16 protein-coding genes are annotated in these 13,457 nt (G+C 44.7%); all 16 read left to right on the forward strand.

The window, feature by feature from the left end; genetic code table 11:
• The first annotated feature begins 101 nt into the window (after positions 1-101).
• A complete protein-coding gene (locus B3F51_RS16185) occupies positions 102-2,231 on the forward strand; it encodes an aminotransferase class V-fold PLP-dependent enzyme (RefSeq protein ID WP_349680181.1) in 2,130 nt (709 codons plus the stop codon).
• Positions 2,224-2,535, forward strand: coding sequence for a DUF2007 domain-containing protein (locus B3F51_RS02435; protein ID WP_070370673.1), 312 nt, complete (start codon positions 2,224-2,226; stop codon positions 2,533-2,535). Before B3F51_RS16185 ends, B3F51_RS02435 begins: the two co-directional genes overlap by 8 nt.
• Positions 2,536-2,558: 23 nt before the next feature.
• Positions 2,559-3,545, forward strand: coding sequence for a DNA polymerase III subunit delta' (gene holB, locus B3F51_RS02440; protein WP_148636986.1), 987 nt, complete (start codon positions 2,559-2,561; stop codon positions 3,543-3,545).
• A gap of 4 nt (positions 3,546-3,549) precedes the next feature.
• The gene (locus B3F51_RS02445) at positions 3,550-4,389 is read left to right on the forward strand and encodes a PSP1 domain-containing protein (RefSeq protein WP_148636985.1); all 840 of its coding nucleotides are present in this window, start codon (positions 3,550-3,552) and stop codon (positions 4,387-4,389) included.
• A gap of 69 nt (positions 4,390-4,458) precedes the next feature.
• On the forward strand, positions 4,459-4,626 hold the full coding sequence (locus B3F51_RS02450; RefSeq protein ID WP_148636984.1) for a 4Fe-4S binding protein: 168 nt from the start codon (positions 4,459-4,461) through the stop codon (positions 4,624-4,626).
• Between the two features lie 188 nt (positions 4,627-4,814).
• On the forward strand, positions 4,815-4,976 hold the full coding sequence (gene rd / locus B3F51_RS02455) for a rubredoxin (RefSeq protein ID WP_070370677.1): 162 nt from the start codon (positions 4,815-4,817) through the stop codon (positions 4,974-4,976).
• An 88-nt stretch (positions 4,977-5,064) separates the two neighbouring features.
• Positions 5,065-5,556, forward strand: a complete 492-nt coding sequence (locus B3F51_RS02460) for a hypothetical protein (protein ID WP_070370678.1) — start codon at positions 5,065-5,067, stop codon at positions 5,554-5,556.
• A 241-nt stretch (positions 5,557-5,797) separates the two neighbouring features.
• Entirely contained in the window at positions 5,798-6,364 is a 567-nt protein-coding gene (locus tag B3F51_RS02465; RefSeq protein ID WP_148636983.1) for a flavodoxin family protein, read from the forward strand.
• A 30-nt stretch (positions 6,365-6,394) separates the two neighbouring features.
• Positions 6,395-6,715 carry a thioredoxin gene (trxA, locus tag B3F51_RS02470; RefSeq protein ID WP_070370680.1) on the forward strand — a complete coding sequence of 107 codons (321 nt, stop codon included), beginning with the start codon at positions 6,395-6,397 and terminating at the stop codon, positions 6,713-6,715.
• Between the two features lie 208 nt (positions 6,716-6,923).
• The gene (locus B3F51_RS02475) at positions 6,924-9,035 is read left to right on the forward strand and encodes a YhgE/Pip family protein (RefSeq protein ID WP_286945267.1); all 2,112 of its coding nucleotides are present in this window, start codon (positions 6,924-6,926) and stop codon (positions 9,033-9,035) included.
• A gap of 127 nt (positions 9,036-9,162) precedes the next feature.
• Complete coding sequence (locus B3F51_RS02480; protein ID WP_187389192.1) at positions 9,163-9,762, forward strand: TetR/AcrR family transcriptional regulator C-terminal domain-containing protein; 600 nt, start codon at positions 9,163-9,165, stop codon at positions 9,760-9,762.
• A gap of 57 nt (positions 9,763-9,819) precedes the next feature.
• Positions 9,820-11,190 (forward strand): 23S rRNA (uracil(1939)-C(5))-methyltransferase RlmD, encoded by a 1,371-nt coding sequence (rlmD, locus tag B3F51_RS02485; protein ID WP_286945269.1) that lies wholly within the window; start codon positions 9,820-9,822, stop codon positions 11,188-11,190.
• A 269-nt stretch (positions 11,191-11,459) separates the two neighbouring features.
• The gene (locus tag B3F51_RS02490; RefSeq protein ID WP_286945271.1) at positions 11,460-12,149 is read left to right on the forward strand and encodes a hypothetical protein; all 690 of its coding nucleotides are present in this window, start codon (positions 11,460-11,462) and stop codon (positions 12,147-12,149) included.
• Positions 12,150-12,224: 75 nt separating this feature from the next.
• Positions 12,225-12,512, forward strand: a complete 288-nt coding sequence (locus B3F51_RS02495; RefSeq protein WP_286945273.1) for a DUF4314 domain-containing protein — start codon at positions 12,225-12,227, stop codon at positions 12,510-12,512.
• A 188-nt stretch (positions 12,513-12,700) separates the two neighbouring features.
• Entirely contained in the window at positions 12,701-13,057 is a 357-nt protein-coding gene (locus B3F51_RS02500) for a hypothetical protein (protein ID WP_286945275.1), read from the forward strand.
• A 15-nt stretch (positions 13,058-13,072) separates the two neighbouring features.
• The coding region (locus tag B3F51_RS02505) for a DNA adenine methylase (RefSeq protein ID WP_286945277.1) at positions 13,073-13,457 on the forward strand (385 nt) is incomplete at its 3' end.

Here is a 13,457-nt window from a genome sequence, read left to right on the forward strand (position 1 = left end):
GCTCAATCATTATATAATAATTCATAAGAAGTTAAAAGGATAAAAGTTAAATTTCTCCGTTTTAAGGAGGGGGATTGTGTTAAAATAGAGGCATGAAAAAAATGGATAGAAAAAAGAGTATCATCAAAAGCGAACTCGAAAAGCTTAATAAAAACAACACGCACCGGTTTCACATGCCCGGACATAAGGGGCGGGGTGAGGCCTTTGCCTTATACGACTATGATATTACCGAAATCCCTGGCGCTGATAATCTTCATGATGCCCAGGGGATCATCGCAAAGGCCCAGAAAAAACTGGCAACGATCTATCACAGCGATGAAGCAGCGATTCTGGTCAACGGCACCACCACCGGTATTCACAGTGCCATCCTGGGCAGCTGTGCTCCGGGTGAGCAGCTGCTGGTGCCCACCAACTGTCATCGGGCCGTTTTTGGAGCCCTGGGGCTGGGACGCATTGAAGGGGTTTTTATCACCCCGGAGATTGACCGCAACCTGGGATTTGCCCACTCAATCAGTGTGGCTGCAGTTCGTCAGGCGCTGGCCAAAAATCCGCTCAGTAAGGGGATGATTTTGACCAATCCCAGCTACTATGGTACCATCAGTGACCTAAAAACCATTGCCGCCATCCTTCATGAGCAGGGGAAATTATTAATTGTTGATGAAGCCCACGGCGCCCATCTGCGCTTTAGTGACAAACTGCCGCCAGATGCCATTTCTGCTGGGGCCGATGTGGTCATTCAAAGTACCCATAAGATTCTGGGATCGCTGACCCAAAGCTCCTTGCTTCATTTTCAGGGCAGCCGGGTCAATCGTCAGAAGATCAAAGCCTATCTCAGTCTGTTGCAAAGCTCATCACCCAGCTATCCGCTGATGATCTCGGTGGAAGAGGCGGTGGATGCGGCCGCTGAAAAGGGCGAAACCATATTTAATACGATTGTGGCGGCCCATCAGGAATTTTGTCAGCAGCAGAACGGTCAGGAGCCGATTGTGCTGTATGGCGGAGAGAATCCGGAGCAGGATTATGATTGCAGCAAGTGGCTGTTTTGGACCCGGGGCATCACCGGAACGGAGGTGGAAGCCCGACTGTCAGCGGAGTATGGCATTCAATGCGAAATGTCATCAGCTAATCATCTGCTGGCGATGACCGGGATGGGCACCACCCGGGCTGATTTAGTAAGCTTAACGCAAGCTATCTGTGCTATAAATAAAACCATCAGGCGCGACGAAAAAGAACCTCAGCCCCCCCGAGGGTGGCGGGAGCAGCTCGATTTTACGGCTGCTGTCCAAACCCAGATGCCGCTGTGGGAAGCCCTTGCCTGGGAAGAACGCTGTCAAATGCCGCTGGAACAGGCCACTGGGCAGCTGGTTGGGGATTTTATTATTCCCTATCCGCCGGGGATCCCGGTTTTGCTGCCGGGGAGCCGGATCACCGCCGAAATGGTTGTATATTTAAACGACCTGCTGGATCACCAGGTGGCAGTAGTGGGAGTCGATGTTAACAGAGCAGTGACAATAATTAAAAAGGAGCCGGTAATCATGGAAAAGAATCATCAGGGACAACTGATTGTCATCGAAGGAGTGGATGGTAGCGGGAAACAGACCCAAACCCAACTGCTTTATGACCGGCTGGTAAAAGCGGGGGAAAACGTCATGAAAATCGCCTATCCCCGCTATGACAAAAAATCGTCAGCGCTGGTAAAATTATATCTGGAAGGGGCCTTCGGAAAAGATCCCGGGAGCATCAGCCCCTATATTGCTTCAACCTTTTACGCCGCCGACCGTTATGCCTCCTACAAGGAAGATTACGAGGACTTTCTTGCACAGGGGGGATTGGTGCTGGTCGATCGCTATACCACCTCTAATATGGTTCATCAGGCGGGAAAAATAAAGGATCCGGACGAACGGAAACGTTTTCTTGACTGGCTCTGGGATTTTGAATTTAATCTCTATGGTCTGCCGATTCCAGACCAGGTATTTTTTCTGAACATTCCCCCGGAGATTAATGAGCAGCTGATTAAAAACCGTAACAATAAAATAACCGGAAAACAGCAAAAAGATATTCATGAAAGCAGTCCCGAACATCTGCGGGATTCCTACCGCAGTGCCCTGGCGCTGGTGGCGGAATATGGCTGGACGGAAATCAATTGTGTTGCGGATAACCAATTGCGCAGTATCAAAAGCATCCATCAGGAAATCTGGGAACGCATAAAGGAGCATAAATCAAATGATTGAAGATCAGTACACCTATTTAACCATGGCCGACTCCGACATGGATTTTATTCTGCTTAAGAATTATTTAAATGCCCACGGGATTGAGGTCATCACCAGGGAAAAAGGTTTTGGTGGACCAATTCGCAGTATTTTTATGGGAAACTTTACCCCCGCTCACATTGAGGTCTTTGTTAAAGACAGCGATTTCGAAATGGCCCTTGAGCTCCTGGATTATGAAGAATTCAGTGCTGAATTGGACAAAGAATTGGGACTGGATCGTGATGATTGGGATAACAGTGATGAGAAAAAGAAAAAACCCCATTAATAACTGTCTTTGAGAGGAAAACTATGTTTGAGATGATTCAGGGTCACCAAACCATTACCAAGCATCTTGCCAACGAAATAGATTCCCAGCAGGTAAGCCACGCTTACCTTTTTTCTGGAATCGACGGGATCGGAAAAAAGAAAACCGCCCAGGAGTTTGCCAAGGCCCTTTTATGTCAGGATCGGGAGAAGCCGGGTTGCGGACATTGTCCGGTTTGTCTTCAGATTGAGCATGAAAACTATCCAGATGTCAAAATAATTGAGCCCAAAGCGGGAGTCGACAGCATCAAGATCAGTCAGGTGCGAGAAATGATCAGCGAGCTGGCGATTAAACCCTATTCGGGAGACTGGCGCATTAATATCATTGATGGGGCCGAAAAGATGACGCCAGAGGCCCAGAACAGCTTATTGAAGTCGTTGGAAGAACCGCTTAGTTATAATATTTTTATTCTGGTCACCAGCCATCCCCAGTCGATCTTACCGACGATTCGCTCCCGCTGTCAAAGCTATCATTTTCAGCCGCTGAGCATGGTCGAAATGGAGGCTGCTTTTTTTGAGCAAGGTGAATTTGAAAAACAAGCAGTGACCGAAGCCGTCCGGGCTGCTGGGGGATCTCCGGGGATGGCCTTATACCTGCTTAATAATGGTGAGATTCAAAAAGAAAGAACTCACTATCTGCGGGAGCTTTACAGCTTGTTAAAAGGGGACGAGATAAAGATTTTTACCCTGGCCGAGGTTTTAGCCAAGGATAAGGCCACCAGCCAGGAAATGCTGGAGTTTTTTATTCACTGGTTTTATGAGGTCAATCTACTTTTGGAAGGTCATCCACTGCCGCAGCAGGGGGAGCCGAATCCGGCCCATCGGGCCTACCATCAACTATTGGAAAATGAAAAAAATCAGGCGATCATTAAAACTTTGTTTGAAATGATGGCGACGATACAATATAATGTTAATTTAAGATTACAATGGGAAAAGTGTTTCATTAAGATAATGAAAATTCAGAAAGGATAAGCCAATGGGAAAATCAGTCGTCGGTGTACGATTTAAAAAAGTGGGCAAAATATACTATTTTGATCCCCTGGATATTGTGTTTGAACAGTTTGATCCGGTTATTGTCGAAACCGTCAGAGGCATTGAGTATGGTGAAATTGCACTGACTGCCAGAGATGTGGATGAAGCAGAAATCGTGGCTCCGGTAAAACCGGTGATCCGTAAAGCAACGGAAACAGATACCAGGGAGTTTAACAAGCTCAAGCAAAATGAACAGGATGCCAAAGCAATTTTTACTGCCAAGGCCAAAAAGCACAAGCTGGAAATGAAACTGATCGATGTGGAGTATACCTTTGATCAGAAAAAGGCGATTTTTTATTTTACTGCCGAAGGCCGGGTCGATTTTCGCGAGCTGGTCAAAGATCTGGCTTCGATCTTTAAGGTCCGGATTGAACTTCGGCAAATCGGGGTGCGGGACGAGGCCAAATTGTTCAAAGGCCTGGGTGTTTGCGGGCGGACGACCTGCTGTGCTCAGTGGCTGGGGGATTTTACCCCGGTATCGATAAAGATGGCCAAGGAACAGAACCTGTCGCTTAATTCGACGAAGATTTCCGGGATCTGCGGGCGGCTCTTATGTTGTCTGACCTATGAGCAGGAATTCTATGAAGAGGTTTCAAAAAAACTTCCCAAAGTGGGACAGCGTGTCATCACCGCCGATGGCGAGGGGGAAGTATTTAAATTAAGTATTCTGGAAGAAACCGTTTTCGTCAAAATTCAGGTGAATAAGGATGAAACCGAGGTAAAAAAATATCTTCTGGAAGAAATTGAAGTAAAAAAATTCGAAAAAGTCAAAAAAGACAAATAATCATCTTGATTTCACTTCAAAAAAGGATATAATAAAGATGTTGTTAATGCTAAAAGGAGGGTTTTTTAGATGGCTTATAAAATTACAGATGAATGTATTGCTTGTGGCTCTTGCATGGACGAATGTCCAGTAGAAGCAATTTCTGAAGGCGATATCTATGTTATCGATGCAGCTACTTGTACTGACTGCGGTTCTTGTGCAGAACAATGTCCAGTAGAAGCAATTGTTCAGGACTAGTTAGAAGTATGAAAAAAAGGCACCTTCCAGAATATTCTGGGAGGTGCCTTTAACGTGGACTAATGCAATCAGTAATTTTTTATTAAATCATTTAAAATATTTAAGAGGGTGTTAAATAATAAAATATATGGGTAAATACCTGTTTAAGAAATAAAATCAATGACAGATTGAGATCTGGAGGAGGAAAAATGCAAAAATATGTATGTGATATTTGCGGGTATATTTATGATCCTGAGGTAGGGGATCCTGACAGCGGCGTTGCACCAGGAACCGCCTTTGAAGATATCCCCGAGGATTGGGTTTGCCCTTTGTGTGGCGTTTCAAAAGAAGATTTTTCACCAGAAGATTAGAAAAGTGCAATCAAAAAAGAGCCAAAGCTCTTTTTTTTATGGGATCAATGGGTTATAATGAAAATGACTACAAAAACATGGAGGACATATGGCAGTTAAAGCACGGGAAACCCTTGAAAGCAAACAAATCAGCATCACAACCCTGGGGATATTAATGGTAGTGGTGGTTGGATATACGCTTCTATACAATCAGTTTGCCAATACCCTGGAAGATTATCGGTTAAAAACAATTGTTGGTGTGATCAGTCTGGTGATTATGATGGGGGGCTTTTTAATTTCACTACGCTATATTACAACCATCTACGAGATGCTCATTACCCATGACCAATTTACCATCGAACGAAAAATATTTTTTTGGAAAAAAACGGTACTGGAAATAAAAATAGATGACATAATAAAAATTCTGCCTATCGAAGAAGCTAAAAAGATCGAAGGACCAATGCGTAACTATACCCTGACAAATATGGACGGAAAACGAAAATATGTGATTCAATATAATAAACAGGGAAAAATTTGCTGTGCCAAGATCCAATGTACCGGGAAATTCCATGAAACCTTAAAAAAACAGGTCAAAATATAATAGTTTTAAGGAAACCTTAAGGGAAATAGGGTATTATTTGGACATAACAAGTTACCCTCTTTCAAAGTTTTTAGAAAAAACCGAACGCTTTTCACACGGCTTCGGTTTTTTTCTTTTTTGGATAAAAAAACTTTTGTGATTCAGAAGAAATTTTAACAGGCAATTAGATGTTGTTAATGCGGTAATAAATCGGGTATAATACTCCTAAATAACTAAAGGATCCATCAGGAAAGGAAAATCTATGGAAATCGTAGCAATTATGGGAAGCCACCGGAATGGTCAGAATACGCAGAAGGCCATCGACTTTTTTATTAATAAAATTGAAGTTGAACACGAATTGTTTGAATATAATGTCAATAAGATCGACGTTCAGGCGTGTACGGCCTGTGATTATTGTATTCCGCATCAGGGCAAATGTGTCCTTGAGGATGATATGACCCAAATTTATCAAAAAATGGAGAGCTGTGATTTGCTGATCGTGGCCAGTCCCGTTTATTTCAGTGCTTTTCCCTCAAAAATAAAAGCGCTGATTGATCGAACCCAGATGATTTATAACCTTAAGGATAAATCGAACATCAAAAAGAAAAAAATTCTGATCATCGGAATCGGTGGGGCACCTCATTATCCGAGGCAGTTTCAGGCCATGGATAATACCCTGGAGTGGTACAAAAAAACTCTGAGCTGTGATGAGATCGGCTTCGTCCAATTTTCCCATACCGATGAGTTGCCAGCGCTGGATAACAAAAAGTGTCTGGACGAGCTGGCAGAAATTGCAGCCAAAATTAATGGGCCATTGGCCAAGAATTAAAAAATAATCTAGAAATAAGGAGAAATAAAAATGGCAAAGATAATCGATCAAACCGAATTTGATACACTGGTTTTAAAAGGCGAAGGTGTTGTCCTGGTAGATTTTTTTGCGACCTGGTGTGGGCCCTGTAAAGCACTGGCACCGATTTTAGAAGAGGTGGCCGAGGAGTTGAAAGACAAGGTGGGCATTTATAAGGTCGACATCGATCAGACCCAGGGTCTGGCCCAGCAATACCGGGTAATGAGCGTGCCAACCATGAAGATTTTTAAAAGTGGCGAGGTGGTAGAAACCATCGTCGGGCTTCAATCAAAAGGGGTTTTACTGGAAAAGCTGAATTACTATGCCGGTTAGGTAACAATAAGCCAGATGACACGAATCACTTCATTTAAGAAGTGATTCTTTTTTTGCAGCTAAAAACCTTAAAAAAAATAAGGAGACCGTTTTCATTTTTGGACAAATAGGCCCTTTTGTCGCGATTTTCGACAAGTTTACAGAATCGTATAATTACAAGCGGAACGCCTGGTGCTATACTCCTTAAAGCAAGTGAAAGGAGTAAAAAATGAATAAAAAAATAGTGAACAAAGCCAATACAGTGAGACTTATTGTCATTATCGGTGTTATTATTATACCACTTATGTATAGTTTTTTCTATCTCAGTGCCTTCTGGGATCCCTACTCAAAACTCAATAACCTGCCGGTGGCACTGGTCAATAACGATGCCGGTGCGACCATTAATAACCAGCAGCGCAATCTGGGGGAAGAGTTTATTGATGAACTGATTAAGGATGGCACCTTTAAGTATGTAATCACCGACGAGGCCACCGCTAAAGCCGGTACCGAAAGTGATGATTACTATGCCATGATCGTGGTTCCAAAGAATTTCTCAAACAATATTGCCTCAGCGGCGACGGTCAATAAGCAGACCGCCAGCATTATCTTTTCACCCAACGAAAAACGAAATTATCTGGCCAGTCAGATCCTCGGAAAAGCTGAAATGCAAATGGAAACCAGCTTAAGAGAAAGCATTTCTGGCGAGATTGTCAATAATTTGACCGATCAGGTGGCCAAGGTGCCCGGTCAGTTGGGTACTCTGAATGATGGTTTAACCCAGCTTTCCAGCGGCTCAGCGCAACTTTTGAGCGGTTCCCAGACCTTAGCGAACGGTACCTATTCGCTGGCCGCCGGTTCCCAGGAATTGGCAACCGGTTCAGAAACTCTGGCCGCTGGGACTCAGGCCCTGGCCGCTGGCAGTCAAACTCTAGCCGATGGCACCCAAACTTTGGCCGCCGGAACATCACAGTTTGCCGCCAAGTTCTCTGATTTCAACGATGGCATCAGTAGTCTGAAAAGTGGCTCAGCCCAGGTTAGTTCCGGTGCTGAGTCGTTGGCCGCCGGAACGGACCAGCTCAATCAGGGGATCGCGGCCTATACGGCAGGGGTCGATACCCTGATTGGCAACGTCAACCAGACCTCGGCCTTTATCTCGGCCTTTGTCGGTGAGCATCCCGAGCTGATGGCTGACCCGCAGTTTGCGGCCTTTATTTCGAACATGGCCTCCAGTGACAATGCCGACAGTATTGCCCAACTGGAAGCCGCCGGCAGTCAACTAAGCGGAGCATCGGATGCCATCGCTGCCGGGACCCAGGCATTAGCCGCCGGAACCAGCAATCTGGATGATGGAATAGCCACCGTCAGTGCCGCCGCTGGCCAATTAAATAATGCTGCCGATAGTATTTCAGCTGGAGCCAGTGCCGTTTCAGATGGCGCCTCATCACTGACAAATGGAGCGACAGCCGTATCAAACGGGGCCACCACCCTGACCAATGGGGTCTATACCCTGGCCGATGGTGCTTCCACTCTGGCCAGTGGTGCCACCACTCTGGTCGATGGTCAACAGCAACTTAACAACGGCATCACCACCGCCCAAAACGGCGTTACCACAGCCGTCAATGACGCCAATGCCGACACCGCCAAATTAAATGGTTTGGGCACCTATGTCAGCGAACCGGTCACGGTGGACGATGAGGTGATTGATCCGATTGCCAACTATGGCACCTATTTTTCGCCCTACTTTATGTCACTGTCACTCTGGGTTGGCGGTCTGATTATCTTCTTCGGGATTTATTTTGATGCCGATCAGAAATTTAAGATCCTGTCCCGGGAAAGCAGCAATAAGACCGCCCGCAGCTTTATTTATCTGCTGTTAGGGCTGGCCCAGGCAATTCTTTTGGGCAGCATCATTAAATATGCCCTGGGCTTAGAAATTGCCCATACTGGCCTGTACTTTGTTTCGGTTTGTCTGGTCTCAATGACCTTCCTGGCGATTGTCCAGTTCTGCATTATCCACATGGGCGATGCCGGAAAATTCGTTGCATTGACCTTGCTGATTCTGCAGTTGACCTCCTGCGGCGGCACCTTCCCGATTGAAACGGTGCCCAAGTTCTTCCAGGTACTGTATCCCTTTATGCCAATGACCTATTCGGTGGTGGTGTTTAAGGATACCATTACCGGTGCGATCTCCGGCGATTTCTGGCACAGCTTTCTGATTCTGGTTATTTATCTGGTGGTTTTCTTTGCCGCCACGATCTTCCTGACCCTAATTAAGAAAAAGAAAGCCGAGAAAGAGAATGTCACCATTAAAGGCGAATTGAACTCCGACCATTTATTTTAAAATGACCCAAATAAAAAGAACTCTGCATAGCAAAATGCGGGGTTCTTTTTATTTGGGGCGGATTACTTTGAAATAAGAAGCGGAAATGATATAATTATTTTCAAAAAAGATCATGAGGAGTGTCTGCATGTCCGATGCGTCAATAACCAAAAAAGCCATTGCCAAAGGCTTTAAACATATTCTAAAAAATAAAAACTTTGAAAAAATCACCATTGCCGAAATTACCGCTGCGTGTGGTCTGAACCGCCAGACCTTTTATTATCATTTTCACGATAAATACGATCTGATCAACTGGATCGTTTATCAGGAGGCGATTTTAGTTATCCGAACCGATCTGACCATCGAAAACTGGGACAGCAAGGTGCTGGCGTTGTTAACGACCATGAAAAATGATGGTCATTTTTACCAAACTACCTTAAAAGACATCAACGGCACTGAATTTCAGAATTATCTGTTTACCGTCACCAAGGAAATATTTATGGAAATGATTGAACACTTGTCCAGTGATCGCAAAATCAATTCGGAAGCAGTCCCGGTGATGACGCCCCAAAAGAAAACTTTTACCGCCGAATTTTTATCCTATGGGGTGGTGGGGATGATTATCGACTGGGCCCAAAACGGGATGAAGCAATCACCAGAGGAAATCACCATCAGCATTAAAGAGATTATCAACGGGGCCCGGATGTTTGCCGTTTCCCGTTATTTTCAGGAACTGACCAAAGCGTAACAGTGAAGACCGGCTGGATCAGCAGCCACACATAATGAAAAATTTAAGGAGTCCAAATTGAAGAAGAATGAAACTATTGAGTTAACGATAGAGGGATTTAATTTCCCCGGCAAATCCTGGGGCATGCATGGCGAAAAAAAAGTTATCATGAAAAACGGCCTGCCCGGTCAACGCGTTTTGGTAAATATTGCCAAGAAACGAAAAAAATATGAGGGCCGCATCCTGGAAGTGCTGGCAAAGGCCCCCAATGAAATAGATGCCGCCTGCGACGTCTTTGATAAATGCGGGGGCTGTACCTATCAGAACCTGCCGTATGACCAACAGTTAAAGCTCAAAGAAAACTACGTCTTAAACCTGCTGGAACAGGCCGGGATTGTAGACTTTGATTATGAGGGGATTGTCCCCAGCCCCGAGGTTTTTGGTTACCGCAACAAGATGGAGTATTCCTTTGGCGATAACGAAAAAGATGGCCCGCTGATGCTGGGTCTGCACGAACAGGGAAGCTTTTATAATATCGTCAAAACCGACAGTTGCCAGATTACCGATGCCGATTTTAATATAATCCAAACAGCCGTACTGGACTATTTTACCCGAACCGGAGACAGCTATTTTCATAAACGTAGCCACGAAGGCTTTTTACGGCATCTGGTCGTCCGCAAGGGCAAGCATACCGGTGATTTATTGATCAATCTGGCCACCACTACCCAGGGAACCCTGGACGAAGCGGCTTTTGTCAACTGCCTGCTGGAGCTGCCGCTGTCCGGCCAGATCCGGGGGATTCTGCATACCCAAAACGATGGGGTTGCCGATGTGGTCAAAGCCGAAACCGCCAAAACTCTGTATGGTGAAGATAAAATTGAGGATAGGATTTTGGGACTGACCTTTGAAATTAGCAGTTTTTCCTTTTTCCAGACCAACACCTTAGGGGCCGAGAAGCTCTATTCGGTGGTCCGGGATTTTGTCGGACAGGAACAGAACGAAGTCATTTATGATTTATACTGTGGCACCGGCACCATTGCCCAGGTACTGGCACCCGTATCTAAAAAGGTGGTCGGCATCGAGTTGGTGGCTGAAGCGGTCGAAGCTGCTAAAGCCAACGCCACCAAGAACGGTCTGGATAACTGCCAGTTTATCGCCGGCGACGTGATGGTGGAGGTGGCCAACCTCCATGACCCGGCTGATGTGATTATTCTGGACCCGCCCCGGGATGGCATCCACCCCAAAGCGATCTTTAAAATTCTGGATTTTAAACCCAAAACCTTTGTGTACGTATCCTGTAAGGCAACATCGCTGGCTCGGGATCTGCCGTTTTTTGTGGCAGCGGGGTATGAGGTCAAGAAGGTGAAGTGCGTGGACCTTTTTTCGCATACCGGCCACGTAGAAGCGATAATTCTGATGACGCGTAGTGGTTCGGGCGATAAAAAGTAGAGGTTGACCACAACATATAGTGGTTTTGAGCTGATTTTGGGGTCGAAAAACGGACGAAAAATGACGTTTTTTGACCCCTAAAAAAGGGCGGAAATATAGATGACATATACCAAAATTGAAGAAATCGATGATTTTAGGTCAGTTTGGAAGGCACAATTGAAAATCGAATAAGTGAAAAATTATGAGGCAGAGTTTTTAGGTCAACTTAAATGACCTATAGACTCTGCCTCTTTTTTTATACCCAAAATCAGAAAGAGAGGAAGAATAGGATGTCGAAATTTTTTATGTATGGCTCAGAGCTTCAGGAACTTGAACAGCTTATGATGCTTGTGCCGAATTTTTTACCAAGAAGAAGTGGGGTGATTGTTGTGCAGAGATTTAGAAGTGAAGAAGGGTCAACAGCGTTTGAAAGAGACTATGAACGCATCACAGCGTATTGTAGCTCAAATGCATCCAGTGGAGTTACAAATAAAATTGCTGGAGGCTACATTAATTATGAAGAGATTGTCTGCGGTTGCTTCGAAAAATGTGAATCTCATCATCTGAATGTGCGGCTTGGTGATTTGATCAGGAGCCACGATGGTGAACTCTTCTTAAGTCCTAAACATCGTTCCAGATTCCAAACGGTCTGCCGAATTCAAAATGAAGCAATCGAAAATCGAAGCTCAGCCTATCTGGCTACATTATTTTTACTGACTGCAGATGATAACTTGTGGTGTGCTGCAAAGGATCACATCTACCGGGATAGCTTTGATTTCAAGAAAATGCATCTACACGGCATCAACACCGATGGCTATGCTATTTATCAAATGGCTAAAACCATTCATTGTGCCAAGGAGTACATCAAGCTGAACGAGATTTCAGATAAGCATCTGATTGGGGAACAAGCTTTCAAAGGGATTATCAATTCCATATTGATAGCAAAATACGGAGCGGCAATGCTTCAAGCAAACTGCTGATAAGAGTTACCTTTCTATAAAAGTAGAATGAGTAGCTCTTTTTTTATGCCATGAAAAAGGAATGGAGGTATTGAAATGAAAGGATTTCTTTCACAAAAGCAAGTTGAAACAATCAAAGAGCAGTATCCAGTTGGAACACGGATTGAGCTAATCCATATGGATGATCCCTATGGTCCAATTGAAGCAGGGACTCAGGGAACAGTTGAAAGTGTGGATGACGCTGGTACCTTGCATATGCAATGGGACAATGGCAGAACGCTTGGCATTGTTCCAGGTGAGGATCAGTTCAAAGTGATTCCCAGGTCTCAAGAAGATGTCAAGGAGAATGATCAAAATCAAACCATGGGAGGGATGGGCATGTAAAAAAGGTAGAACCAAAACGAGTGAGTAAATTGAATAGCATAAGACATCGGTGTGCGGAATTCAATCCGTACATTTCTTATGTCTTGAATCCGAAAAAGGCCGGTTGAATTGCTGCTAAGCGCAGTGACTCTTCCGGCCTTTTTTTATTGCTTAAAAAAGCTCAACCCACCAGAAAAGGAGGCGAGGAGGTGGATCATGTAAACATCAATGAAAAGTTCTTAAGTTATTTGAAAAGAAGCCACACAGGAGAAGGGAAGGCCGTACAAAGTAAGTGCTTGGAAATGAAATTTCAAATGAGCGGTCGGAAAATCCGTGACATTGTCAACGCACTCAGGTGCGAAGGACATCCGATCTGCAGTGATGATGGCGGTTATTATTATGCTGCGAATAGAAATGAAGTTTTGGGAAGCATCAGGCAACTAAGAAGTCGCATAGAAAAAATTGCTGAAGCCAAGGATGGACTTGTCAGGTCACTGTCCCTCTTTCCAGATTCGAACAGTAACAAGCAGCTTCAAATCTGGTTTGTGTGCGTGAAGGAGGGATGATGTATTAATAGTTTTATGAGTTGGATTGGCGGAAAGAAATCCATGAGGGAACTGATTGTTTCACTCTTTCCGCTCTATTATGAAAGGTATATTGAAGTGTTTGGCGGTGGGGGATGGGTGCTTTTCCATAAACCACCCGGCAATGATTTTGAAGTGTACAATGACTTCAATAGTCTTCTCGTCAACTTATACCGATGTGTCAGAGATCAATATGAGGAACTTCAAAAGGAACTCAAGTACGTACTGAATTCCAGAGAAGAATTTGAAAGAGTGCGATCCATACTGGACACAGAACAAGTTGAGGATGACGTGAAGCGAGCGGCATATTTTTATCAGTTGATACGATACAGTTATGCTTCCGGGCTCACCAGCTTCGGTAGCTGTTATTCAGCAAATTATT

The sequence above is a fragment of the Acetobacterium sp. UBA5834 genome, from assembly GCF_002435675.1.
In the GTDB taxonomy this organism is placed as follows: Bacteria; Bacillota; Clostridia; order Eubacteriales; family Eubacteriaceae; genus Acetobacterium; species Acetobacterium wieringae.